This window comes from Microbacterium terricola, from assembly GCF_027943945.1.
Lineage (GTDB): Bacteria > Actinomycetota > Actinomycetes > Actinomycetales > Microbacteriaceae > Microbacterium > Microbacterium terricola.
This window is the reverse complement of the sequence record NZ_AP027141.1, coordinates 1,390,383-1,415,728: the sequence shown is the minus strand read 5'-3', so window position 1 is coordinate 1,415,728 and position 25,346 is coordinate 1,390,383. Positions and strand designations below refer to the sequence as shown.

Below are 25,346 nucleotides of genomic sequence, written 5' to 3'. Positions count from 1 at the left end.
CGTTCAGAGCGCGTGCAGCGGCTTGCCCGCGAGCGCGAGGAAGGCCTCGCCCAGGGCCTCACTCTGGGTCGGGTGCGCGTGGATGAACGGCGCGATGTCTTCCGGATGCGCCTCCCACCCGACCGCGAGCTGACCCTCCGTGATGAGCTCGCCGACCCGATCGCCGACCAGGTGCACGCCGAGGACCGGGCCGTCGACGGCACGCACCACCTTCACCAGGCCCGCCGTTCCGATGATCTCGCTGCGGCCGTTTCCCGCCAGGTTGTACTCGTAGGCCACCACCCCGGCTTCGCCGTGCGCGGCGACGGCCTGCGCCTGGGTGAGCCCGACCGATGCGACCTCGGGACTCGAGTAGGTCACGCGCGGGATCTGGACATCCGGCACGAGCACCGGCGACAGTCCTGCGATCTCCTCCGCGACGAAGATGCCCTGCTGGAATCCTCGGTGCGCCAGCTGGAGACCCTGCACGATGTCGCCCACGGCCCACACATGCGGCACGGCGGTGCGGAGGCGCTCGTCCGTGCGGACGAAACCGCGGTCGAGCTCGACGCCCGTCTCGGCGTATCCCCGCCCATCGGTGGCAGGTCCGCGCCCGACGGCGACGAGGAGGTAGTCGGCCTCGATGGCGGTGCCGTTCTCGAGGCTGACGGTCACGGTGTCGTCGGTCTGCGTCACGCCGGCGAATCGAACGCCCAGCGAAGAGACGATGCCGCGTTTGCGGAAGGCGCGCTCGACCGCCTTGCTCAGAGCGATGTCCTCATTGGGCACGAGGTGGTCGAGCGCCTCGACGATCGTGACGTCCGAGCCGAAGGAGCGCCACACGCTCGCGAACTCGACCCCGATCACGCCGCCGCCGAGGATGACCACCCGACCGGGGATCTCGTCGAGCTCGAGCGCGTGCTCGCTGGTGAGGACGCGGCCGCCGATCTCGAGGCCGGGGAGGCTCCTGCTGTACGAGCCCGTCGCCAGCACGACGTCGGTGCCCCGGTAGAGGTCGTCGCCGACCCGCACAGCCGGACCGGCCTCGAGCCGCCCCTCGCCGGCGACGACGGTGATCCCGCGTGCGGCGACGAGCCCCTGCAGTCCCTTGTACTTCTTGGCGACGATCCCCTCGCGATAGGTCCGCACACCGGCGGGGTCGACACCCTCGAACGTCGCGCGGACACCGACAGCCGCAGCATCCTTCGCGGATTCGGCGACGTCTGCGGCGTGCAGCAGCGCCTTCGTGGGGATGCAGCCGCGGTGCAGGCACGTCCCGCCGACCTTGTCCTTCTCGATCAGTGCCACGGAGCGCCCGAGCTCGGCGGCACGCAGCGCGGCTGCGTAGCCGCCGCTCCCGCCGCCGAGGACCACCAGGTCGAACGTGTGCTCGGTCATGCTGCCGCCTCGCCCTCGATGTAGCCGATCAGCGATCGGACGGTCGCTCCGGTCGGTCCCTTGTCCGTGTAGCCGAACCCGCCGCCCTTGTTCATGCCGACGCCGGCGATATCCAGGTGCACCCACGGGATGCGGGGGGCATCGGCCTCGTCCGACACGCGACCGACGAAGTGGCGCAGGAAGAGACCGGCGAACAGGGATCCACCGGCGGGATCGCCGATCTTCGCGTTCTGGAGGTCGGCGATGGGGGAGTCCAGCTCCTCGGTCATGTGGGCGGGGAGGGGCAGTCGCCACGCGAGCTCCCCTGCGGCCTCGGCGGCGGCGAGGTAGCCGGCGACCGCGTCGTCATCGCCCATGACCCCGGCGTGCCGGGTGCCCAGCGCGACGGTGATGGCACCGGTGAGCGTGGCGACGTCGACGATCACGTCGGGGTGCTCCCGGCTGGCGGCGACGAGTCCGTCCGCGAGCACGAGGCGCCCCTCCGCATCGGTGTTGAGCACCTCGACCGTCGTGCCGTCGAGGATGCGCACGACATCTCCCGGGCGGGTCGCCCGGCCCGACGGCATGTTGTCCGCGACGCACAGCCAGGCCGTCACCCGGATGGGGAGGCCGCGCTCGGCGATCGCGCGCAGGACGGCCAGGGCGGTCGCCGCGCCGCACATGTCGTACTTCATGCCGACCATGCCGGCAGCGGGCTTGAGCGAGAGGCCGCCGGTGTCGAACGTGATGCCCTTGCCGACCAGAGCGATATGGCGCGAGGCGCCGGCCGGTGCGTAATCCAGCCGCACGAGTCGTGGCGGCCGGTCGGATCCCTGCCCGACCCCGACGATGCCTCCGTAGCCGCCGTCGCGCAGCGCCTGCTCGTCGAGCACCGTCACCTCGACGGGGAGGTCCGCCACGGCCGTGACGGCGCGCTGCGCGAAGTCGTCCGGCCCGAGCCATTCGGCCGGGATCGACACGAGGTCCTTCACGAGCGCCACGGCCGCAGCTCCCGCGCGCACGGCGGCGACCTGCTCGTCGGTCAGGGATGCGCCGTGCACGACGACCTGCGCGGCGCGGGGTTTCGGGGCCTCGGTCTTGTAGCCGTCGAACCGGTAGCCACCCAGCGTCGCGCCCTCGGCCGCCGCCTGCGTCAGTGCGGCGTCGTCGACGAGCAGCCCGACGGCGACGGTGGCGAACCCGGTCAGCTGACGCAGACCTGCGCCGACGGCATCCCGCACGGCGGCGACGTCAGTGCTGCCGCCGAGCCCCACGACCGCGAGGGGTCGCTCGACGCTCGCGGGGACGTGGAGCCGCTGATACGAGCCGACGGCACCCGTGAAGCCGACCGCCTGCAGCGTCGCCTCCAGCCCGGGCCAGCCGTCGAACGCCCCCGGCGCGGCACCAGCCAGGGCGGGCACGGCGAGGAGGATCGCGTCGGCGTCGGAGTCTCGGAGGGGGGACGTGCTGAAGGTGAGCTCGGGGAGCGACATGCACCCATCCTAGGGACGCGCCGCGCGGGCCCCGCCGCGGATGTTCGCTGTGAGCGGGACGCGCGCGCGCCGTCCGTCCCGGGCGGCTCGTAGCATTGAGTCATGCCTTCGTCCGCCGCGCTGTATGAGACCGTCGCCACCGCGCCGAGCGTTCCGCGCGGCCTGCCGCTGGTCATCACGCTGACCGGCTTCACCGACGCGGGCGGCGCCGTCGCCCGTCTGGTCGACTACCTGCGTGACGACCTCGACCTCGCGCCAATCGCGTCGTTCTCGAACGATGTGCTGCTCGACTATCGCGCGCGGCGTCCGCTCATCTCGTTCGACCAGGACCACCTCACCGGGTACCGCCCTGCTCGCCTCGAGCTCGCGCTCGCGCACGACGCGTTCGGTCAGCCGTTCCTGAGCCTGGCCGGCTACGAGCCCGACTTCGCCTGGGATGCGTTCACCCAGGCGGTGCTGGCGCTGGCCGAGGCCTACGAGGTGTCGACCGTGACATGGGTGCACGCGATCCCCATGCCGGTGCCGCACACCCGCCCGATCGGCGCGACCGTGAGCGGCACACGCGCGGAGCTGACCGAGGCCCACTCGGTCTGGAAGCCGCACACCCAGGTCCCCGCGAGCATCGGCCACCTGCTGGAGTACCGCTTCGCCGAGGCCGGCGCCGTGGTCGCCGGGTTCGCCCTGCTCGTTCCGCACTATCTGGCCGATACGGACTATCCCGCAGCGGCCCTGGCGGGGCTCGACAGCCTGACCGCAGCCACGGGTCTCGTCTTCAGCGGCGACTCGCTGCGCGACGAGAACCGCGAGTACCTCGCGAAGGTCGACGACCAGGTGTCCGGCAGCGATGAGCTCGCCCGGATGCTGCAGGGCCTCGAGGAGCGCTACGACGCCTACATGGCCGGATCGACCTTGGCCACGCCGATGATCCACACGGGCGATCTGCCGAGCGCCGACGAACTCGCGGCCGAGCTGGAGCGCTTCCTGGCCACGCGCCCGCACGGCGACGACGACCGCCGCTCCTGACCGCCACCGGCACTCGTCGCGGGGAATGCCGTGCCACGGCGCGCGGTTGAAGGTTGTGATACTCCACAGGCGTGCGCCGGCGCAAGCAGCGCGCGACAAGTGTGCGAGAATAGACCATCTGACCCGTTGTCAAACCGGTTCGGCGCCTGGTGCGCCGTCATCCGGGACTTGACAAGGGTCTTACTAGTGTCCGAAACCCAACCGCGGACGGTTCACCCCGTCCGCCGGTGAAAGGCGAACCGTGACCGCAGGCACGAAGACCACCACCCGCACCGCGAAGGACACCGACGCGTCCGACGAGACGACCGGAGGCGCCGCGACGAAGGCGGAGCCCGCGAAGAAGACCACCGCCGCGGCAGCCAAGAAGCCGGCCGCGAAGACGACGGCGGCCAAGGCGCCCGCCGCGGCGAAGGCAGCGCCCAAGGCGGCACCGAAGGCAGCGCCGAAGGCCAAGGCAGCCCCTCGTAAGGCGTCCAAGGCCACGGCCGCGGACGAGTCAGACGAAGAGGACGTGCTCGAGGACGACGTCGAGATCGACGCGACCGACCTCGAGACGGACGACGACACCGACGCCAAGGGCGCAGCCGCGAAGACCACGGCGCCCGCGGACGCCGACACCGACGCCGATGAGGACGACGACGAGGCCGAGACCAAGCCGGCCTTCTCCGAGCCGCTTCCCACCGGCGCGATCGTCATCTCCACCTCGGACGAGGACGACGTCCCGGTCTACTCGACCCAGATCACCGGCGCCACCGCCGACCCGGTCAAGGACTACCTGAAGCAGATCGGCAAGGTGCCGCTGCTGAACGCGGCCGAAGAGGTCGAGCTCGCGATGCGCATCGAGGCGGGCCTGTTCGCCGAAGAGAAGCTGTCGCACATGTCGGCCGCCGAGAAGTCGAAGCAGCTGGGTCTGGACCTGCAGTGGGTCGCCCGCGACGGCCAGCGCGCGAAGAGCCACCTGCTCGGTGCGAACCTGCGACTGGTCGTCTCGCTCGCCAAGCGCTACACCGGTCGCGGCATGCAGTTCCTCGACCTCATCCAGGAGGGCAACCTGGGCCTCATCCGTGCCGTCGAGAAGTTCGACTACACGAAGGGCTTCAAGTTCTCCACCTATGCGACGTGGTGGATCCGTCAGGCGATCACCCGCGCGATGGCCGACCAGGCCCGCACGATCCGCATCCCGGTCCACATGGTCGAGGTCATCAACAAGCTCGCCCGCGTGCAGCGGCAGATGCTCCAGGACCTGGGCCGCGAGCCCACGCCCGAGGAGCTCAGCCGCGAGCTCGACATGACCCCCGAGAAGGTCATCGAGGTGCAGAAGTACGGCCGCGAGCCGATCTCGCTGCACACGCCCCTCGGTGAGGACGGCGACAGCGAGTTCGGAGACCTCATCGAGGACACCGAGGCGGTCGTCCCGGCCGACGCGGTGGGCTTCACCATGCTGCAGCGTCAGCTCGAGTCGCTCCTCGACTCGCTCAGCGAGCGCGAGGCGGGCGTGATCCGCATGCGCTTCGGCCTCGGCGACGGTCAGCCCAAGACGCTCGACCAGATCGGCGACACGTTCGGCGTCACCCGTGAGCGGATCCGCCAGATCGAGTCCAAGACGATGGCCAAGCTCCGTCACCCCTCGCGGTCGCAGTCGCTGCGGGACTACCTCGAATGAGCGGCGACGCCACGGCCGGGCAGGCGAACGCCGGCAAGTCCCTCACGGTCACGATCGAGGGCACCGCGTACGCGCGCGTGCCGATCCGCACCAGGGTGGTCATGCCCGGTGACGACCTCGATGCGTTCATCACCGAGTACGCGGGTGACCAGGTGCAGCAGGGCGACCTGCTGTTCGTGACCGAGAAGATCGTCGCCATCACGCAGGGCCGGTCGTTCCCGATCGATTCCGTGCAGCCGCGCAGGCTCGCGTTCTTCCTGTCGAAGTACGTCACCCGCACGCCCTACGGCATCGGGCTCGGCATGCCCGAGACGATGGAGATGGCCCTGCGCGAATGCGGGACGCCCCGCATCCTGCTCGCCGCCGCCGTCGCCGCGGTCACGAAGGCGTTCGGACGCAAGGGTGACTTCTACCGCATCGCCGGTGACAAGGCGCGCGCGATCGACGGGCCGACCAAGGGCACGATCCCGCCCTACAACAAGGCCGTCGTGCTCGGACCCGACAAGCCCACCGAGGTCGCGAAGCGCCTCAAGGCGCTGCTCGGGGTGGACGCGGACGTCGCGGTCGTCGACATCAACGACCTGGGCGGCAACATCCTCGGGTCCACCCTGGACAAGGCGGGGGAGAAGCGCCTCGTCGCGATCCTCCGCGACAATCCGCTCGGCCAGGGCCACGAGTCGACCCCGCTCGGCATCGTCCGCCCGGCCTGACCCGCACACCTCACCGAGACCCACTTCTCGCGTCGAGACCCACGCCCCGCGGCGAGGTCTCACGCCGAGAGGTGGGTTTCGGCGTTTCCGGGACGGACGGGGGGTCTCGATACGCTCGCAAGCTCGCTACTCGACCTTGACACGCAGATGACTCAACGCGGGCTTCGCTCGCATTGAGTCATCTCGTGTCAAAACCCGATCGCGGCGCGGTAGCGCGGCTTGTGGCCCGTGCGGATGCCGGTGACGCTGGGCTTGTTCTCGTACACCCCTGCGCCCCAGTTGCCCTCCACGAGCACGGGACCCTCGGGGGTGACCACGATGTCCCAGCCGACGTACTGCACCTGGGGCACGACGCGGGCGACCTGGTCGACGAACGCGGCGACCTCGTCGAACAGCGGCAGCTGGAAGTCGGCGATGACCGCCCCCGAGTCCGGGTGCGTCGCGTGGACGTGGCCGTGCGAGTCGTACCCGGGGCCGGTCGCATGTCCGTGCTCGTCGAGCATCGTGTAGAAGCCGCCGAACGTCATCTGGTCGCTGACGGCGCCACGGCCGAACTTCTGCGCCATCGCCAGGATGTGGGTCCGCTCTCCGTCGAAGAACGCCGTCACCCGCGTCGTGTTGACGGTGCCGGGGCAGACCGCGGCCAGATCGGGATGCTGGCGGATGACCTCTTCGATGAGCAGCTCGCCGCGCTCGAGCAGACCCCGGTGGAAGCCGTCCCAGTCGTCGATCTCGGCGGCGTGGTAGCGGTGCACTCCGGTGCCGGCCTGACCGACCGGCTCCTTCGTGACGATGGTGCCGAGACGCTCCGCGAGAGCGCGCACCTCGGCGGCGTTGCCCGGCTCGACGACCATCCACTCACGGCGCAGGAACGGGTCGAACGTGCGGTCGAAGGCGATCTTGTCCTGGAACAGGTGCCGGAAGTCGGGGTGGTCGTACTTCTGCGAGATCTGGTTCGACACCGGGTGCGTCATGTACGTGTCGCGCTCGGCGCGGGTCAGGATGGCGAAGTCGTAGTCGATGTAGTCCTGGAACCCGACGTTGCGGAACCCGGCCTGCCACAGCATGTCCACCAGCACCGCCGGCGTCCACTTGTCGTGCAGCTCGGCGGCCTCCTTCGCGCGGTCGACCACGGACCCGACGTCGATGCGGCGGGCGCGGCCGGCGAGGTAGCGGAGGCGGGACGAGAGGCCGAGGCCCTGCTGTGACATGGATGCTCCGGGATCGGGACGGGGACCCCGATAGTCTAGTCAGCGTGACTGCGGCGACCCTGGGCGAGACCCCCGGTCCGCGCAGGAGCGCACCCGTCGCCTCGATCGATCACAGCGCTCTCCGCGCGAACGCGGCGGCCCTCCTCGCGGCGGCAGGCGGAGGAGAGACGGTCGCCGACCTGCGCCACGATGCGTGGGGCCATGGCGAGAGACTCGTCGCCCGCACGCTGTTCGGGGTGGGGGTCGACGCCGTGATCGTGAAGCAGTCGAGCCTGCCGGGCGGGCGCGACGGAGCGGATGCTGCGCGCTACCGTGCCGAGCCCGATGCCGGCGCCGATGCCGGCGCCACGCTCGACGCCGCCGCCCTCTACGGCCTCCCTGGTTCGGGCGGACGGCCGGTCATGCACCTGCGCGGCTTCGTGCTGAGCGTGAAGGAGCTCCGTGCCGGCGAGGGCGTCTCGTACGGGTACCTGCATCGGGCGCCGGCCGACACGCGGATCGCGCTCGTCACCGGCGGCTACGCCCAAGGCATCGTCCGCTCGCTGGGCGGCGCGGTGGACGTGCTCGTCGCCGGTGCGCGACGGCCCCTCATCGGACGCGTCGCGATGGACGTGTGCGTCGTCGACATCGGCGATGCCTCCGTCGAGCGCGGCGACCACGTGGAGTTCTTCGGCGACCCCGACTCCGGGCACCCGTCGCTCGCACCCTGGACCGCCGCGACAGGCCTGACGGCTGCCGAGATCGTCACCGCGGTCGGCACCCGCAGTCAGCGGGAGCACACGTCGTGAGCGCCGTCCTGCGCGTCGACCTCGACGCCTTCGCCGAGAACCTGCGCCGCGTCCGCGCGCAGGTCGCGCCCGCCGCGCACATGCTCGTCGTGAAGGACGACGCCTACAACCACGGCCTCGCGCCGATCGTCGCCCGCGCGTGGAGCGAGGGCGTGCAGTGGTTCGGCGCCTTCGACGTCCGCACCGGCCTGCAGGTGCGCGCCGAGCTCGGCCCCGAGGCCCGGATCTTCGTGTGGATCGTCGCCACCGCGGAGGAGGCGGCGCGCGCCGTCGCCGCCGATCTCGACATCGGTGTCGGCGACGCCCTCCTGCTCGAGGACGTCGCGGCAGCGGGCGGACGCGCCCGCGTGCACCTGAAGATCGACTCCGGCCTGCACCGCAACGGCGTGCGGCCGGAGCACTGGCCGGATTTCGTCGCGCGCGCGGCCGCGCTGGAGGCGGACGGCATCCTCGAGGTCGTCGGCATCTGGAGCCACATCGCCGAGGCCTCCGATGCCGAGGACGACGCCGCTCGTGCCGCGTTCGACGCCGCCGTGCAGACGGCGCAGGAGGCCGGCCTCCGGCCTTCGCTGCGGCATCTGTCCGCGAGCGCCGCCGCGTTCGCGCGGCCGGAGTTCCGGTACGACCTCGCGCGCATCGGCGCGTTCGCCTACGGGATCCGCCCCGCCGGCGGTCCGGGGGAGCCGGAACTGGGGGTCCGCCCGATCGCGGCGCTGACGGCATCCGTCATCCGCCTTGACGACGAGCACGCCGTCATCGGCATCGGCGCGCTGGACGGCCTGCCGTCCACCCTGGCCGGGCTGGTCGACGTGCGCACACCCGGCGGCATGCGGCCGCTGCGGGCCCTCGGTCTCGAGCAGAGCATCGTCGACCGCTGGGAAGACGCCGCCGTCGGCGACGTCGTCACCGTCTACGGCGAAGGCGCGGCGTCCGCGACCGATCTGGCCGAGCGGATCGGGTCGATCGGCGAGGAGATCGCGCTGCGGATCTCACCCCTGGTGGACAGGGACTACCGGTCGAGCTGAACGGTCAGACCGTCTCGGAGAGCCGGGCCGTCTCGTCGTGCCAGCTGGTCGCGATCGCGCGGAGCTTCTCTTCGTACTTGCGGCCGTGGTGGGCGCAGAAAAGCAGTTCGCTCCCATTGACCTCAGCGGCGATGTACGCCTGCGCGCCGCACGAATCGCAGCGGTCGGCGGCCGTGAGGCGGTACTCGAGGAGGGCGGTCTGCTCGGTCGGTGTCGATAGCGTGGTCATTTCGGGTCCTCCTCGTGCGCGTCGCGTTCTCAGTCCGTTTCACCCTTGCGGGTCATGACATACAACCACGCCGATGTTTCGAGAATGCCGCGAACGGGTGACATTTCGCTCAGCGCGTACCCGCGCCCGAGGCCCCCGTGTCTGTGCAGCCCGACGTCGGAGCCCGCGGATACGCTTGAGGATTGTGACAGCCGAGTACTCCGCCCATCACCTCCAGGTCCTGGAAGGGCTCGAGGCCGTGCGCAAGCGCCCCGGCATGTACATCGGCTCGACCGACTCCCGCGGCCTGATGCACTGCCTCTGGGAGATCATCGACAACTCCGTCGACGAGGCCCTCGGCGGCCACGGCACGCGCATCGACATCGTCCTGCACCCCGACGGCAGCGTCGAGGTGCGCGACCGCGGCCGCGGCATCCCCGTCGACGTCGAGCCGCGCACGGGCCTGTCCGGCGTCGAGGTGGTCTTCACGAAGCTCCACGCGGGCGGCAAGTTCGGCGGCGGCTCGTACGCGGCATCGGGCGGCCTGCACGGTGTCGGCGCGTCGGTGGTCAACGCCCTCTCGGAGCGCCTCGACGTCGAGGTCGACAGGGGCGGCAAGACCTGGGCCATGTCGTTCCACCGCGGTGAGCCTGGCGTGTTCGCCGGCGACACCCCGCAGTCCGCCTTCACCCCGTTCGACAAGAGCTCGGAGCTGCGGGTCGCAGGGCGCGCCGCGAAGGGCTCCACGGGCACGCGCATCCGCTACTGGGCGGACACGCAGATCTTCACCAAGGACGCCGGGTTCAACGTCGCCGAGCTCGAGCAGCGCGCCCGGCAGACGGCGTTCCTCGTTCCAGGGCTCGAGCTCGTCATCCGCGACGAGCGGCCGGCCGCGGCGGAGGGCGACGCGCCCATCGAGCGCAGCTTCCGCTACGACGGCGGCATCTCCGAATTCGCCGAGTTCCTCGCACCCGACGCCGGGGTCACCGACACCTGGCGCCTGAGCGGCACCGGACACTTCACCGAGACGGTGCCCGTGCTGCAGCCGGGCGGGGCGATGGTGGCCACCGAGGTGCAACGCGAGTGCCACGTCGACGTCGCGGTGCGCTGGGGCACCGGGTACGAGACGGTATCCCGATCGTTCGTGAACATCATCGCGACGCCGAAGGGCGGCACCCACCAGCAGGGCTTCGAGCAGGCGCTGATGAAGGTGCTGCGCGCGCAGATCGAGCAGAACTCCCGCAAGCTCAAGGTGGGCAACGACAAGCTGGAGAAGGACGACATCCTCGCCGGACTCACCGCGGTGATCACGGTGAGCCTGCCCGAGCCGCAGTTCGAGGGCCAGACGAAGGAGGTGCTGGGCACCCCTGCCGCGCGTCAGATCGTCTCGTCGGTGGTCGCCAAGGAGCTCGCCGCCCGCTTCTCGTCGCCCAAGCGCGACGACAAGTCGCAGACGGCTCTGCTGCTCGACAAGGTGGTCTCCGAGATGAAGGCGCGCATCTCCGCGCGCACGCACAAGGAGACCCAGCGTCGCAAGAACGCGCTCGAGTCGTCCTCGCTGCCCGCGAAGCTCGTCGACTGCCGCTCGAACGACGTCGCCGACTCCGAGCTGTTCATCGTCGAGGGCGATTCCGCGCTCGGCACCGCGAAGCTGGCCCGCAACAGCGAGTACCAGGCCCTCCTGCCGATCCGGGGCAAGATCCTCAACGTGCAGAAGGCGTCCATCAGCGACATGCTCGGCAACGCCGAGTGCGCGTCGATCATCCAGGTCGTCGGCGCCGGATCAGGGCGCTCGTTCGACATCGACGCGGCGCGGTACGGCAAGGTCATCATGATGAGCGACGCCGATGTCGACGGCGCGCACATCCGCACGCTGCTGCTGACGCTCTTCTTCCGCTACATGCGGCCGCTCATCGAGGCAGGGCGCGTCTTCGCGGCCGTGCCGCCGCTGCACCGCGTCATCGTCGTGAATCCCGGCAGCAAGCCGAACGAGACGATCTACACGTACAGCGAGCAGGAGCTGCATGCGCTGCTGGCCAAGCTCACCAAGTCCGGCCGCCGCTGGCAGGAGCCGGTGCAGCGCTACAAGGGGCTCGGCGAGATGGATGCCGACCAGCTGGCCACCACGACGATGGACCGCAGCGGTCGCACGCTGCGCCGTGTCCGGCTGGAGGATGCTGAGGCCGCCGCCTCGGTGTTCGAGATGCTGATGGGCAACGAGGTGGCTCCGCGTCGCGAGTTCATCGTCGATGCTTCCGCCCGGCTCGACCGCGACCGCATCGACGCCTGACTCGCCACCGCCCTCAGCCTCCATGGCCGGCATCGAAGCCTGGCTGTCGGGATGGGGACGGTGAGAGGATCGAGTCGATGGCAGATCAGGTCTCCTCCGCACGCATCCTCGAGCACGTGCAGCGCCTCGGCGAGCAGCATCCGCCGATCGAGCTCGCCTCCGTCGACCGGCACGTGCACGATCCTCGCGCGGTCGCGGGCCGATACGGCCATGTGATCGACTACCTCGCCCGGGTGGAGCTCGAGGTGGATCGCAACGTCCTCGAGCTGCTCGTCCTCCTGCCCGACGTGAGCGAGGTGGACCGGATGTTCTACGCGGACGTCTGGCAGCCACAGGAGATCCAGCACGGGCTGATCCTCGACCGGCTCCAGCAGGACCTCGGGCGTCCCGCGGCCGAACCGGAGCTCGAGGTGTCGTTCAAGATGAAGATCCTGGGCGCCCTGGCCCACTTCTCCGCGATCCAGGACATCGCCCGGCTCCTGTACTACCTGACCGGCGCCAGCACCGAGCGTCAGGCCGTGCTCGCCTACAACGTGCTCTACGACGGCATGCACGGCATGGGGGAGGGGGCGATCGCCGAGACGATCATCGCCCCGATCCGGCGGCAGGAGCCCGGACACTTCGCGTTCTACCGGATGAGCGCCACGGAGCTCGTGCAGAGCGGCGCGCTGCGGCCGTGGCAGCTGCACCTGGCCAGAATCATGCGCGAGAAGAGCTACAACCTGGTCGGCACCAACGGGCAGGACCGCTATCGGGCGCAGGTGGGCGGCGTCGCCCACGCGTTGGGATTCGACGCCGACGTGGAGAAGTACGCCCGCGAGGTCGGACGTATCGAAGCGCAGCTCCTGTGGGCGGACCGCAACGGCATGGACTACCCGCCGTACGTTCTCAAGGCGCTCCTCGACAGCATCGACCTCTACCGGGAGCGCGGGTTCGACGCCAGGGGCTGACGCGGGCGACGCCGCGACCTGCCGCCGGGTCTCTCACCGGATCGCGGTGCCCACCGCGGCGATGACGCCGTCGAGCGGCTGCCCCGACGCGTCGCGCTTCGCGCCGGTCGGCGGCAGGGTGCGCACCGAGCCGTCCGCGCCGACCGCCCTGGGCTCCTCGCCCACCCAGGCCACCGTGAGGGTGTCCTCCCCGCGCAGGAACCGCTGAGCCCGCACACCGCCGGTGGCTCGTCCCTTCGGCGGGAACTCGCCCAGCGCCGAGACCTTGCCCGACCCGGCATCGGCACCGAGCAGCGCCTGCGTCGAGCCGGCGATCGTGACGACCGAGACGTCAGCTGTGGGGTCGATGACGGTGAAGTGGATGACCTGCGCGTCCGGGGTCACCCGCACGCCGGCCATGCCACCGGCCGAACGCCCCTGCGGCCGCACCGCGCCGGAGTCGAATCGAAGGAGCTGCGCGTCGCTGGTGACGAACACGAGCTCCGTGTCGTCGGGGGCGGGGGCGGCGCCGACGACGCGGTCGCCGGGCTTCAGGGCGATGACCTCGATGTCGGGCTTGGTGCCGATCTCGCTCGCCGCCACGCGCTTGACGACGCCCTGCGCCGTGCCGAGGGCGATCGGCGGCGACTCGACCAGCGGCACCAGCGCCACGACGTGCTCGTCCTTGCCGAGCCCGAGGTACTGGTCCACGCGCACGCCCGCGGCCGGCTGCACGGAGTTGCCCGGCACCGACGGCAGATCGACGGGGGAGAAGCGCACGAGGCGTCCCGCGCTCGTCAGGGCGCCGATGTCGCCCCGGGTCGTCGTGTCGACCGAGGAGCGGATCGCGTCGTGCTTGGAGCGCCGCGTCGGGGGCACGATGCCGTTGCCGACGCCTTCGGCGTCGAGCTCCTGCGGCTGACGCAGATCGGCCCGAACCATCCGCCCGGTGGCGGAGAGGAACACCCGGCACGGCGCGTCGGCGATCTGGAGGTCGGCTGCCGCCGCGGCGCGGGAGGGCCGGGTGGCGACGGGTCCGCCGTTCAGCAGCAGCGTGCGCCGGGGCGTCCCATACGCCTCGGCAGCGGCATCCAGCTCGCTCGCGACCTGCGCGCGCAGCAGCACCTCGCTGCCGAGCAGCTCGACCAGCTGGGCGATCTCCGCCTGGAGTGCGTCCCGCTCCGCTTCCAGCTCCATGCGGGAGAACTTCGTGAGGCGGCGCAGCCGCAGCTCGAGGATGTACTCGGCCTGCGCCTGCGACAGCTCGAAGACCTGCATGAGCCGCGTGCGCGCCTGCTCGCCGTCGTCGGACGAGCGGATCACCTGGATGACCTCGTCGATGTCGAGGATGGCGATCAGAAGGCCCTCGATGAGGTGGAGCCGCTCGCGACGTCGCGCCAGACGGTACTCGCTGCGGCGGGTCACGACCCGCAGCCGGTGGTCGAGGTAGACGCGCAGCAGTTCGCGCAGTCCGAGGGTCTGCGGCTGGCCGTCGACGAGCGCGACGTTGTTGATGCCGAAGGAGTCCTCGAGCGGGGTCAAGCGGTACAGCTGCTCCAGCACGGCCTGCGGGTCGAAGCCCGTCTTGATGCCGATCACCAGCCGCAGCCCGTTCCTGCGGTCGGTCAGGTCGGTCACGTCGGCGATGCCGGTCAGCTTCTTCGAACCGACCGCATCCTTGATCTTCTCGATCACGCGCTCGGGACCCACCTGGTACGGCAGCTCGGTGATCACGAGGCCCGTGCGCCGTGGACCGAGCTGCTCGACCGCCACCTTGGCGCGGGTGCGGAAGGTGCCCCGCCCGGTGGCGTAGGCGTCCTTGATGCCCTCCAGCGCCGTGATGATGCCGCCGGACGGAAGGTCAGGACCTGGTACGAACGCCATCAGGTCCTCGACCGTGGCGTCGGGATTCTCGAGCAGGTGGATGGCGGCTGCGACGACCTCGATCAGGTTGTGCGGGGCCATGTTCGTGGCCATGCCGACCGCGATGCCGGCGGCGCCGTTGACGAGCAGGTTGGGGAAGGCGGCGGGCAGCACCTCCGGCTGCTGGAACTGGCCGTCGTAGTTGGGGATGAAGTCGACGACGTCCTCGTCGAGGTTCTCCGTGAGGGCGAGGGCGGCGGGCGCCAGCCGTGCCTCGGTGTAGCGCGGTGCGGCGGGGCCGTCGTCGAGCGAGCCGAAGTTGCCGTGGCCGTCGACGAGCGGCACGCGGAGCGAGAACGCCTGCGCGAGCCGTACGAGCGCGTCGTAGATGGGGGCGTCGCCGTGCGGGTGGAGCTTTCCCATCACCTCGCCGACGACACGGGCGCTCTTCACGTGGCCGCGGTCCGGCCGCAGACCCATGTCCGCCATCTGGAACAGGATGCGGCGCTGCACGGGCTTCAGCCCGTCGCGGGCGTCGGGGAGGGCGCGGGAGTAGATCACCGAGTAGGCGTACTCGAGGTACGAGCCCTGCATCTCGGCGGAGAGATCGATGTCCTCGATCCGCTCGGCGATCGGCGACTGGGGAGGGTGTGCAGGCATGACTGTTCCGGGCCTCGAGTGGACGAACGGGCAGGGCACGCAACCCCTGTGCGAGACTGGCCCCGATGTCCCTCAGCCTACCCGTGGACCCGCCGCGAGCCCGGAGCCTCACCGGAGTCGTCCCGCAGATGATCGCCGCGCTGAGCGGGGGATCCGACTGGTTCGCACCCGCGACGAGCGCGATCGTCCTGCTCGTGGACGGCCTCGGCGCACAGAACCTCGCCGCGCGTGCCGGGCACGCCCGCTTCCTCAGCGGAGCGAGCTCCAAGAAGGACACCGCGCGCACGGTCTTCCCTTCGACGACGGCGACGGCCCTGACCGGACTCCTCACGGGTGCCCCCGCGGGCAGGCACGGGATCCTGGGCTACCGTGCGCTCGTCCCGGAGCGCGACGAGGTGATCAACCAGCTGCGCGGATGGGACACCGACGGCCTGCCGATCTCCTGGCAGCGCGCACAGCCGCTGCTCGAGCGGGAGGCCGGCGCCGGTCGCCCGTGCTTCATCGTCTCCAAGCCCGAGTACGCCGGCACCGGCTTCACCGCCGCGACGATGCGCGGGGCCGAGTTCCACGGTGCGGCCGATCTCGCCGACCGGTTCGGGCTCGCCGCGCACCTGTCTGCGCAGCATCCGGGCTCCCTGATCTATCTGTACGCGAACGAGCTCGACGCGATCGGACACAAGCACGGGTGGGAGTCCGAGCGATGGACGCACGCGCTCGAGCGCATCGACGGCGCCGTCCGCACCCTGGCCGGCGCCCTGCCGGCCGACGTCGGTGTGGTGGTGACCGCAGACCATGGGATGGTCGATGTGCCGCGGCACCGGCAGCTGCTGCTGACCGACGGTGACGAGCTCGTGGACGGCGTGCGCCACATCGGGGGCGAACCACGGATGCTGCACCTGTACGCCGAGGACGGGCAGGCCGCCGCGGTGCTCGCGGCGTGGCGGGCGGCGGAGTCGGGGCGCTCGTGGGTGCTGAGCCGGGACGAGGCGATCTCAGCCGGCCTGTTCGGCGATGTCGACGCCGCGGTCGCGCCGCGGATCGGCGATGTCCTCGTCGCGGCGCGCGCGGGGATCGCGTACTACGACGACCGTCTCACCGACAAAGCGCCGCAGAAGATGGTCGGCCAGCACGGATCCCTCACGAACGAGGAGCGGGTGGTTCCGCTCATCCGGCTCGGGGCGTTCGCCTGACGGCGCCCGCTCTTCGCGAAGAGGGCTACTCGTCGGTCCGGGCGCCGAAGACGATCTCGTCCCACGACGGCATCGACGGACGGCCCTTGCGGCGGCCCGCCTCCGCGACGGCCGGCCGATCCACGTCGGCGATGGGCTCAGGGAGCGGCGGCGCCTCGTCGTAACCGGGCTCGAGCGCATCGAACAGTGCGACGGGGCTCTGGCCGCGATCACTGTCGCCGTCGACCATGCCGGGCAGCGGCTCGCGCTGACCCCGGCGACGGCGCAGCGCCTCGAGCAGGTCGGCGGTCTCCGCCGACGTCACGCTCGTCTCAGCGGCCCGCTTGATGGCGGCCTGCTGCACCGCAGGGGCGGTCGGCGAAGGGAGTTCGGGAGCATCGAGGTCGGCGTCGGGCAGGCGACGAGGGCCGAACGCGCCGCTGTCGAAGCGGGAGTCATCCTTCGGCGCGGCCGAGTCGAGGGCGCGCAGGCGCGGGATCAGGCCCTCGGGGAGCGAGCCCTGGCGCGAGAGCTGGATCGCGTCGGCGTTCAGCGGCGAGAGGGTCGAGCGGCGAGGGTCGAAGCTCCACCGCGCGTCGTGGTCCACCTCGGCGGAGGTGAACTCGAGCTTGACGATCCAGCCGGTCTGCTCCTTCCAGCTCGTCCAGCGCTCACCCGATGCGGCGGCCTCGGCGAGCTTCGCGCGGACGGCGGCGCCGAATGTGGGGTTGACGTCGTGTTCGAGGTCGGAGCCCAGCAGCACGGGCACAGCGAGCGCCAGTCCGACGATGTGCTCGCGCTCGGCCAGGACAGGCCCCTCGAAGCGGGCGACGTCCTCGACACGCGCGCCGAGGAGCTCGGCGACCTCCTGCGCGGACAGACCAGAGCGGATGTGCGCCTGGATGTCACGCGGGCTGAGCGTGCTCGTCTTCTGCTCGCCCTCGCGCTCGCGACGCACCTTGCGCAGTTCGATGCGCAGCACGTCGTCCAGAGCGAGGGAGAATCGCTCTCCCGATTCGGTCGCCAGGACGAGCACGTCGTCCTCGGTGCCGATCACCTTGAGCTGTTCCATGGGGAATCGCCTCTCCGATCCAGCGGTGTGCGCCCATGGTTTCACAGCCCGGTGCGCAAGCCGGGAATATCCGGCGCGCGCCGCGAGTTTCCCGCCTTGACAGCCCGATGAAACCGCACGGCGCATTTGCGAAAAGCCCCCAGGTCGTGCAAACTGTCGCCGCCCGTCAGGGCCTGCATACTCGAGATACTCCGGAAGTTGAGACCGCCGAAATGGCTACCGATTACGACGCCCCCCGCAAGACCGAAGACGACAGCGAGTCGATCGAGGCCCTGAAGGAGCGGGTCCCCGACAAGCTGTCGGGAGCGGTCGGCGACGAGGACGCGGACAACCCCTCAGGCTTCGAGCTGCCGGGGGCCGACCTGTCGGACCTCGAGCTCGACGTCGTCGTGCTGCCGCCCCAGGAGGACGAGTTCACGTGCTCGAACTGCTTCCTGGTGAAGCACCGCTCGCAGCTCGACCACGAGACGAAGACCGGCCCTATCTGCCAGGAGTGCGCCGCGTAGCCTGAGCCCGCCGGACGGCCGCCGCGAGGCGGTCGGGCGTGCGCGACGAGATCACCCACGTCGGCGCGGGGTCGTCGGCATCCTCCACGTCGATCGTGAGGATGCCGTCGATGCCGCCGCGGATCACGTGCCAGGCATGCGCAGGGAGTCCACCTCCACGCGCGTGTCTGGCCTCCTCGCCGGTGAGCGCGCGAGGCGTGCCCAGCAGGGCGACGTCGATATGGGCGCGCCCGGCGAACAGGACGCCGTCCTTCACCCGCACGACGGGGGATGCGGCGACCATCACGAGGATGATCAGCACACCCACCACGACGCCCACGGTCAGCGACACGGTCGCATCCAGCGGCGCGAACACGAGGGCGGCCATGGGCGCGCACACGGCGGCGCTCACGATCGCCCACAGAGATGGGCTGAGTCTTTCGCGGTAGTCGACGGCCGTCGTGCGGCCGTCACGCGCTGCTGTCTTCTGCATTACCCTCGTTGCGTGACCGAAAGCGTGGACGTCCCCATCATCGCATCCGACGCACCGGTGTACGCCCACCCCGGCGACGCGGGCGCCGACCTGACGGCGGCGGAGGCGGTGCGCCTCGAACCCGGCCAGCGCGCCCTCGTCGGCACCGGCCTGCGCATCGCGCTCCCCGAGGGCTACGTCGCGTTCGTCGTGCCGCGCAGCGGCCTGGCCGCCAAGCACGGGATCACGATCGTGAACTCGCCCGGCACGGTCGACGCCGGCTACCGGGGCGAGATCAAGGTCTCCCTGCTGAACACCGACACCGATCACGCGTTCGACGTCGCCGTCGGCGACCGGATCGCCCAGCTCATCGTGATGCCCGTCCCGCGCGCACGATTCATCCCCGTCGACACCCTCCCGGACAGCGTCCGCGGCGAGGGGGGCTTCGGCTCGACGGGCTACCAGAAGGACGGAATTCCGGCATGACCGAAATGACACCCGCCGACGACGCCGCAGAGGACCAGGTCGAGGGAGAGACGGAGACTGCCGAAGAGACGGCCGACGTCTTCACCCAGGAGACCCGCGCGGCCGGCGGCCCGTTCGACGAGACCGAGGCCAATCCGGTTCGGCCCTACATCGACCTCGGCGGAGTGAAAGTCCTGCCGCGCGAAGGCCTGAACCTGCGACTCGAGGTCGAGGAGCAGACCAAGCGCATCGTCGCCGTCGGCCTCGACTACGCAGACTCGACTCTGCAGGTCCAGCCGTTCGCGGCACCCCGCTCCGCCGGGCTCTGGGAGGAGACCCGCGAGCAGATCCGCGAGCAGATCCGCCAGCAGGGCGGCCGGGTGCAGGAGCGCCAGGGTCCGCTCGGCCCTGAGCTGCTCGCCGAGGTGCCCGTGGTCGCCGGTCCCGACGCGGCTGCCGGCAAGCGGCTCGCCCGCTTCGTCGGCGTCGACGGTCCCCGCTGGTTCCTCCGCGGCGTCATCGGGGGAGCGGCCACGTCCGATGTGGATGCTGCTGCCAAGGTCGAGGACCTGTTCCGCTCGATCGTGGTGGTCCGCGGAGGATCGCCCATGCCGCCCCGCGACCTCATCCCGCTGAAGATGCCGGCGACCCCGGGCAGCGCGTGACCGCGCCCGACCAGGCGCCCGAAGACCAACCCGAGCAGGAGCCCACCGCATCCGACCTGCTCGGTGCAGCGCTCGGCAGCGCCGCGCGCCGCGCCGGACTCGACCCGGCGGCCGAGGCCAGCACCGGCCACGTCGTCTGGCACGCCATGGGCGGCTGGCGCGGCATCCTGGAATCCGTCCTCCCCGGTCTCGTGTTCATCGTGGTCTACACGCTCACGATCGACCCCGAGAGCGGCGACGGCGACCTCTGGCTCTCCCTGGGCCTGTCGGTGGGCATCGCGGCGGTGTTCACCGTCGTCCGCCTGATCGCCCGGCAGCCCATCACCGCCGCCGTCGGAGGACTGGTCGCCGCGGGAGTCGCCGCGGCATTCGCGGCGTTCACCGGCGAGGCGAGCAACAACTTCATCCCCGGGTTCGTGACCAACGCGCTGTACGGGTCGGCGTTCCTCATCTCGGCCCTGGTCGGCTGGTCGCTGATCGGTCTCGCGGTCGGCTTCCTGATGGGCGAGGGCACGGCCTGGCGTCGCGACAAGCGCAAGCGCCGTGCGTTCTTCTGGCTGGCGATCGCCTGGGCGGGGCTGTTCGCCGCGCGCCTGCTCGTGCAGCTCCCGCTCTACTTCGCGGACAACGTCACGGCGCTCGGAACGCTCAAGCTGATCATGGGTTTGCCCCTGTTCGCGCCCCTCGTCGCGGTCACGTGGCTCGCCGTCCGCGCGCTCTATCCCCGCGCTGCGGAGTGATACATTTATCTTGACATCAAGATAAATTTCCCTCCGTTCGGGTTAGGTTCGCCTCACTAGCCGAGGCCGCCGGAGCGGGGGAAGATGGGCAGTGACGGGCTCCGCCCGCTCCTCCCGCCGCCGACGAAGGAGACAGACGTGTCCACGGTTGACAGCTTCGGTGCCAAGAGCACCCTGACGGTCGGCAGCACCGACTACGAGATCTTCCGCCTCGACACCGTCGACGGCTACGAGAAGCTCCCGTTCAGCCTGAAGGTGCTGCTGGAGAACCTCCTCCGCACCGAGGACGGCGCGAACGTCACCAAGGAGCAGATCGAGGCGCTCGGCTCGTGGGATGCCGCGGCAGAGCCCAACACCGAGATCCAGTTCACGCCCGCGCGCGTCGTGATGCAGGACTTCACCGGTGTCCCGTGCATCGTGGACCTCGCCACCATGCGCGAGGCCGTGGAGGCGCTGGGCGGCGACCCGAAGAAGATCAACCCGCTCTCGCCCGCGGAGATGGTCATCGACCACTCGGTCATCGCGGACCTGTTCGGCACCGAGAACGCCCTCGAGCGCAACGTCGAGATCGAGTACCAGCGCAACGGCGAGCGGTACCAGTTCCTCCGCTGGGGCCAGACGGCGTTCAACGACTTCAAGGTCGTCCCCCCCGGCACCGGCATCGTGCACCAGGTCAACATCGAGCACCTCGCCAAGGTCATCTACGACCGCAACGTGAACGGCGTGCTCCGCGCCTACCCCGACACCTGCGTCGGCACCGACTCGCACACCACGATGGTCAACGGCCTCGGCGTGCTGGGCTGGGGCGTCGGCGGCATCGAGGCAGAGGCGGCCATGCTCGGCCAGCCCGTGTCGATGCTCATCCCGAAGGTCGTCGGCTTCAAGCTCTCCGGCGCGATCCCGACCGGCGTGACCGCGACGGACGTCGTGCTCACGATCACCGACATGCTCCGCAAGCACGGCGTGGTCGGCAAGTTCGTCGAGTTCTACGGCGAAGGCGTCGCCTCTGTGCCGCTGGCCAACCGCGCCACCATCGGCAACATGAGCCCCGAGTTCGGGTCGACCGCCGCCATGTTCCCGATCGACAGCGTCACGATCGACTACCTGCGCCTCACCGGCCGCGACGAGCAGCAGCTCGCGCTGGTCGAGGCGTACGCCAAGGAGCAGACGCTCTGGCACGACGCGTCGCGCGAGCCGGTCTTCAGCGAGTACATGGAGCTCGACCTCTCGACGGTCGTCCCGTCGATCGCCGGCCCCAAGCGCCCGCAGGACCGCATCGTCCTCTCCGAGGCGAAGCAGCAGTTCGAGAGCGACCTGAACAACTACGCCCAGGTCTCGCACGACCTCGTCGACCTCGAGGGCTCCGAGTCGTTCCCGGCGTCCGACCCGCCCGGAAACTCGCCCGAGGACGAGCACAGCCTCCACCAGCACCACCACCGCAGCCACGCGCCGCAGACGGCCTCGAAGCCCTCGCCGGTCACGCTCGCGGACGGTGAGAAGTTCGTCCTCGACCACGGCGCGGTCACGATCGCCGCGATCACCTCGTGCACGAACACCTCGAACCCCTCGGTGATGCTCGCCGCCGGTCTGCTCGCGCGCAACGCGGTCAAGAAGGGCCTCAAGGCCAAGCCGTGGGTGAAGACCACCCTCGCGCCCGGCTCCAAGGTCGTCACCGACTACTACGAGAAGGCCGGCCTGACGCAGGACCTCGAGGAGCTCGGCTTCTACACCGTCGGCTACGGCTGCACGACGTGCATCGGCAACTCCGGACCCCTCATCGAAGAGGTCTCGGCGGCGATCAACGAGAACGACCTCGCCGTTACCGCGGTGCTCTCGGGCAACCGCAACTTCGAGGGCCGCATCAACCCCGACGTGAAGATGAACTACCTCGCGAGCCCGCCGCTCGTGATCGCGTACTCCCTCGCCGGCTCGATGAACTTCGACTTCGAGACCGACGCGCTGGGCAAGGACCACGACGGCAACGACGTCTTCCTCCGCGACATCTGGCCGGACTCCGCAGAGGTGCAGTCGACGATCGACTCGTCGATCAACAAGGAGATGTTCACGCACCAGTACGCGAGCGTCTTCGAGGGCGACGAGCGCTGGCAGACCCTGCCGACCCCGACGGGCGACGTCTTCGAGTGGGACGACGCCTCGACCTACGTGCGCAAGCCCCCGTACTTCGACGGCATGACGATGGAGCTCACGCCGGTCACCGACATCTCGGGTGCGCGCGTCATGGCGACGCTGCTCGACTCGGTCACGACCGACCACATCAGCCCCGCCGGCAACATCAAGGCGGACAGCCCGGCCGGTCAGTACCTGGCCGCGAACGGCGTGGACCGCAAGGACTTCAACTCGTACGGCTCCCGCCGTGGCAACCACGAGGTGATGATCCGCGGCACCTTCGCGAACATCCGCCTGAAGAACCAGCTCGTCCGCGAGGTCAACGACGGCGCAGAGGTCGAGGGTGGCTTCACCCGCGACTTCACCCAGGAGGGCGGCCCGCAGTCGTACATCTACGACGCGAGCCAGAACTACCAGGCGCAGGGCACCCCGCTGGTCATCTTCGGCGGCAAGGAGTACGGCTCCGGCTCGTCGCGCGACTGGGCGGCCAAGGGCACCAGCCTTCTGGGCGTCAAGGCCGTCATCACCGAGAGCTTCGAGCGCATCCACCGCTCGAACCTCATCGGCATGGGCGTCGTGCCGCTGCAGTTCCCCGCCGGCGAGAGCTGGGGGTCGCTCGGTCTGGACGGCACCGAGATCGTCTCGATCTCGGGTCTCGAGCAGCTCAACGAGGGCGTCACGCCGAAGACGGTCCACGTGACCGCGGCGCCGAGCGAGTTCTCTCCCGAGGGCAAGCAGACGGTCGAGTTCGACGCGGTCGTGCGCATCGACACGCCCGGTGAGGCCGACTACTACCGCAACGGCGGAATCCTGCAGTACGTGCTGCGGTCGCTGGTCTGATCCACCTGCACTCGAGGGCTCCCGGTCGCATGCGATCGGGAGCCCTCGCCGTTGTCGGATGCGACGACGCGTAGACTCGATGGATGCTGCGGCGCGCCGCGCACGACGACGAAAGGCGGACGGCATGGGCCTTCTGGAGGAGATCGGCGGTCCTCGCGACCTCGACGCCCTCTCCACGGAGCAGCTCGAGCAGCTCGCTCAGGAGATACGCGACTTCCTCGTGGAGAACGTCGCCCGCACCGGCGGGCACCTGGGTCCGAACCTCGGCGTCGTCGAGTTGACGATCGCCCTGCACCGCGTGTTCGACTCGCCGAACGACCCCGTCATCTTCGACACGGGACACCAGTCGTACGTGCACAAGCTGCTGACCGGGCGGCAGGACTTCTCCAAGCTGCGCGACCGCGACGGCCTCGCCGGCTATCCGCAGCGCTCCGAGAGCGTGCACGACGTGGTGGAGTCCTCCCACGCCTCCAGCTCGCTCAGCTGGGCCGACGGCGTCTCGCGCGCCCTCACCCGCACCGGCCGACGGGACCGGCACGTCGTCGCGGTCGTGGGCGACGGCGCCCTCACCGGCGGCATGACGTGGGAGGCGCTCAACAACATCTCCGACGACAACGACCGCAACCTCGTCATCATCGTGAACGACAACGGCCGCTCGTACGCTCCGACGATCGGCGGCATGGCACGCTACCTCAACCGTGTGCGCACGACCGACTCGTACCGCACGCTGCGCGAGGGCTCGTCGTCGTTCTTCGGCAAGTTCGGCCCGGCCGGCCGTGCGGTCTACCGCGGCGTCCGCGGCGGCACGCACGGCTTCCTGTCGCGCTTCACGAACAACGCGGCGCTGTATTCCAATCTCGACATCAAGTACCTCGGCCCCGTCGACGGCCACGATCTCGGCACGATGATCGAGACACTGCAGCTCGCCAAGGACTACGGCGCGCCGGTCATCGTGCACACGATCACCGAGAAGGGCCGCGGCTACGCGCCTGCGCTCATGGACGAGGCCGACCAGTTCCACGCCGTGGGACGCATCGATCCGGTCTCGGGGGAGTCGCTCAGCACGTCGGCCGCACTCGGCTGGACCGACGTGTTCTCCGACGAGCTCCGCGCGATCGGCGAGGAGCGCGCGGACATCATCGGGGTGACCGCGGCGATGCTGCGCCCCACCGGTCTGCTCGAGTTCGCGCAGCGGTTCCCCGATCGTGTGTACGACGTCGGCATCGCCGAGCAGCACGCGGTCGCCTCGGCCGCCGGCCTCGCGTTCGGCGGTCTGCATCCGGTCGTCGCCATCTACGCGACCTTCATGAACCGCGCGTTCGATCAGGTGCTGATGGACGTCGGGCTGCACAAGGCCGGCGTCACCTTCGTGCTCGACCGCGCGGGCGTGACCGGGCCGGATGGCCCGAGTCATCACGGCATCTGGGACCTCGCGATGCTGCAGCTGGTGCCGCACATCCGGATCGCGGTTCCCCGCGACGAGGTCCGCCTGCGCGAGGAGCTGCGCGAGGCGGTGGCCGTCGAGGATGCACCGACCGTCATCCGCTATCCGAAGGGCGCCGTCAGCCCTGAGCTGCCCGCCGTGGAGCGCCTCGCGGACGGCGTTGACGTGCTCCGCCGCGCGGACACCGAGGACGTCCTGCTCGTCGGCATCGGCCCGATGGCGCATCTCGCGATGGAGGTCGCCGACCGGCTCCGTGCGCAGGGGATCGGCGCCACGGTCGTCGACCCGCGATGGGTCGTACCCGTGCAGCCCTCGATCGTCGAGCTGGCAGCATCCCACCGTCTGGTGATCACCATCGAGGACGGCATCCGCGTCGGCGGCGTCGGCACGCGCGTCCGTCAGGTGCTGCGCGAGGCCGGGGTCGACACGGCGGTCGATGAGCTGGGTCTGCCGGACGAGTTCATCGCGCACGCCTCGCGTGAGCAGATCCTTGCCGACGCCGGACTCACCGCCGGCAAGATCGCGCAGGATGTCGTGGCTCAGGTGCTCGGGACGCGCATCCCGGTCGCCCGCCCCGCGACGGCCGAGCTGCCGCTCAGCGCGTGGGAGCGCGGTCGAGCCGAGGCGTAGCCGCGCCTACGCGGATCG

21 protein-coding genes are annotated in these 25,346 nt (G+C 70.4%); 14 read left to right on the top strand and 7 right to left on the bottom strand.

Translation table 11 applies throughout. The features are described 5' to 3' along the window. Window positions 1-3: 3 nt before the first annotated feature. Together lpdA and Microterr_RS06635 are read right to left on the bottom strand one after the other, a co-directional pair. Complete coding sequence (gene lpdA / locus Microterr_RS06640) at window positions 4-1,377, bottom strand: dihydrolipoyl dehydrogenase (protein ID WP_263795454.1); 1,374 nt, start codon at window positions 1,375-1,377, stop codon at window positions 4-6. Then, window positions 1,374-2,849 carry a leucyl aminopeptidase gene (locus Microterr_RS06635; RefSeq protein ID WP_263795455.1) on the bottom strand — a complete coding sequence of 492 codons (1,476 nt, stop codon included), beginning with the start codon at window positions 2,847-2,849 and terminating at the stop codon, window positions 1,374-1,376. The genes lpdA and Microterr_RS06635 overlap by 4 nt, the downstream gene beginning before the upstream one ends. 102 nt (window positions 2,850-2,951) lie before the next feature. On the opposite strand from Microterr_RS06635, the gene Microterr_RS06630 reads away from it, so the two are divergent. From Microterr_RS06630 to Microterr_RS06620, 3 genes are all read left to right on the top strand, one after another. Next, window positions 2,952-3,872 carry a proteasome assembly chaperone family protein gene (locus Microterr_RS06630; RefSeq protein WP_263795456.1) on the top strand — a complete coding sequence of 307 codons (921 nt, stop codon included), beginning with the start codon at window positions 2,952-2,954 and terminating at the stop codon, window positions 3,870-3,872. Between the two features lie 241 nt (window positions 3,873-4,113). Beyond that, window positions 4,114-5,535 carry an RNA polymerase sigma factor gene (locus Microterr_RS06625; protein WP_263795457.1) on the top strand — a complete coding sequence of 474 codons (1,422 nt, stop codon included), beginning with the start codon at window positions 4,114-4,116 and terminating at the stop codon, window positions 5,533-5,535. Beyond that, window positions 5,532-6,245, top strand: coding sequence for a coenzyme F420-0:L-glutamate ligase (locus Microterr_RS06620; RefSeq protein WP_263795458.1), 714 nt, complete (start codon window positions 5,532-5,534; stop codon window positions 6,243-6,245). Before Microterr_RS06625 ends, Microterr_RS06620 begins: the two co-directional genes overlap by 4 nt. 188 nt (window positions 6,246-6,433) lie before the next feature. Here Microterr_RS06620 and Microterr_RS06615 read toward each other — a convergent pair whose 3' ends face one another. After that, complete coding sequence (locus Microterr_RS06615; protein WP_263795459.1) at window positions 6,434-7,456, bottom strand: sugar-transfer associated ATP-grasp domain-containing protein; 1,023 nt, start codon at window positions 7,454-7,456, stop codon at window positions 6,434-6,436. A gap of 44 nt (window positions 7,457-7,500) precedes the next feature. Here Microterr_RS06615 and Microterr_RS06610 point away from each other — a divergent pair, with 44 nt between their 5' ends. Further along, on the top strand, window positions 7,501-8,244 hold the full coding sequence (locus Microterr_RS06610) for an alanine racemase C-terminal domain-containing protein (RefSeq protein WP_263795460.1): 744 nt from the start codon (window positions 7,501-7,503) through the stop codon (window positions 8,242-8,244). After that, the gene (locus Microterr_RS06605; protein ID WP_263795461.1) at window positions 8,241-9,269 is read left to right on the top strand and encodes an alanine racemase; all 1,029 of its coding nucleotides are present in this window, start codon (window positions 8,241-8,243) and stop codon (window positions 9,267-9,269) included. Before Microterr_RS06610 ends, Microterr_RS06605 begins: the two co-directional genes overlap by 4 nt. Window positions 9,270-9,273: 4 nt before the next feature. Here the strand turns inward: Microterr_RS06605 and Microterr_RS06600 are convergent, their stop codons facing one another. Continuing rightward, window positions 9,274-9,498, bottom strand: coding sequence for a DUF7455 domain-containing protein (locus Microterr_RS06600; RefSeq protein ID WP_263795462.1), 225 nt, complete (start codon window positions 9,496-9,498; stop codon window positions 9,274-9,276). Between the two features lie 184 nt (window positions 9,499-9,682). On the opposite strand from Microterr_RS06600, the gene Microterr_RS06595 reads away from it, so the two are divergent. Next, a complete protein-coding gene (locus tag Microterr_RS06595) occupies window positions 9,683-11,767 on the top strand; it encodes a DNA gyrase/topoisomerase IV subunit B (RefSeq protein WP_404810154.1) in 2,085 nt (694 codons plus the stop codon). Between the two features lie 77 nt (window positions 11,768-11,844). Next, window positions 11,845-12,717, top strand: coding sequence for a GTP-binding protein LepA (locus tag Microterr_RS06590; protein WP_263795463.1), 873 nt, complete (start codon window positions 11,845-11,847; stop codon window positions 12,715-12,717). A 33-nt stretch (window positions 12,718-12,750) separates the two neighbouring features. Here the strand turns inward: Microterr_RS06590 and Microterr_RS06585 are convergent, their stop codons facing one another. Beyond that, window positions 12,751-15,219 carry a DNA gyrase/topoisomerase IV subunit A gene (locus tag Microterr_RS06585; RefSeq protein WP_263795464.1) on the bottom strand — a complete coding sequence of 823 codons (2,469 nt, stop codon included), beginning with the start codon at window positions 15,217-15,219 and terminating at the stop codon, window positions 12,751-12,753. A gap of 65 nt (window positions 15,220-15,284) precedes the next feature. Between Microterr_RS06585 and Microterr_RS06580 the strand changes: the two genes are divergently transcribed. Continuing rightward, entirely contained in the window at window positions 15,285-16,409 is a 1,125-nt protein-coding gene (locus tag Microterr_RS06580; protein ID WP_263795465.1) for an alkaline phosphatase family protein, read from the top strand. A gap of 25 nt (window positions 16,410-16,434) precedes the next feature. On the opposite strand, the gene sepH is transcribed toward Microterr_RS06580, so the two are convergent. Then, window positions 16,435-17,460, bottom strand: a complete 1,026-nt coding sequence (gene sepH, locus Microterr_RS06575) for a septation protein SepH (RefSeq protein ID WP_263795466.1) — start codon at window positions 17,458-17,460, stop codon at window positions 16,435-16,437. Between the two features lie 212 nt (window positions 17,461-17,672). Between sepH and Microterr_RS06570 the strand changes: the two genes are divergently transcribed. Then, window positions 17,673-17,966: a DUF4193 domain-containing protein gene (locus Microterr_RS06570; RefSeq protein WP_263795467.1), complete on the top strand. Its 294-nt coding sequence runs from the start codon at window positions 17,673-17,675 to the stop codon at window positions 17,964-17,966. Here the strand turns inward: Microterr_RS06570 and Microterr_RS06565 are convergent. Continuing rightward, entirely contained in the window at window positions 17,941-18,438 is a 498-nt protein-coding gene (locus Microterr_RS06565; protein WP_263795468.1) for a DUF3093 domain-containing protein, read from the bottom strand. The genes Microterr_RS06570 and Microterr_RS06565 overlap by 26 nt on opposite strands. 12 nt (window positions 18,439-18,450) lie before the next feature. On the opposite strand from Microterr_RS06565, the gene dut reads away from it, so the two are divergent. From dut to dxs, 5 genes are all read left to right on the top strand, one after another. Further along, on the top strand, window positions 18,451-18,903 hold the full coding sequence (gene dut, locus Microterr_RS06560; protein ID WP_263795469.1) for a dUTP diphosphatase: 453 nt from the start codon (window positions 18,451-18,453) through the stop codon (window positions 18,901-18,903). Continuing rightward, window positions 18,900-19,547, top strand: coding sequence for a DUF3710 domain-containing protein (locus Microterr_RS06555; RefSeq protein ID WP_263795470.1), 648 nt, complete (start codon window positions 18,900-18,902; stop codon window positions 19,545-19,547). Before dut ends, Microterr_RS06555 begins: the two co-directional genes overlap by 4 nt. After that, window positions 19,544-20,287, top strand: a complete 744-nt coding sequence (locus tag Microterr_RS06550; RefSeq protein ID WP_263795471.1) for a DUF3159 domain-containing protein — start codon at window positions 19,544-19,546, stop codon at window positions 20,285-20,287. The genes Microterr_RS06555 and Microterr_RS06550 overlap by 4 nt, the downstream gene beginning before the upstream one ends. Before the next feature lie 138 nt (window positions 20,288-20,425). Further along, on the top strand, window positions 20,426-23,254 hold the full coding sequence (gene acnA / locus Microterr_RS06545) for an aconitate hydratase AcnA (protein WP_281974261.1): 2,829 nt from the start codon (window positions 20,426-20,428) through the stop codon (window positions 23,252-23,254). 124 nt (window positions 23,255-23,378) lie between these two features. Continuing rightward, window positions 23,379-25,328 carry a 1-deoxy-D-xylulose-5-phosphate synthase gene (gene dxs / locus Microterr_RS06540; protein WP_263795473.1) on the top strand — a complete coding sequence of 650 codons (1,950 nt, stop codon included), beginning with the start codon at window positions 23,379-23,381 and terminating at the stop codon, window positions 25,326-25,328. Window positions 25,329-25,346: the final 18 nt, after the last annotated feature.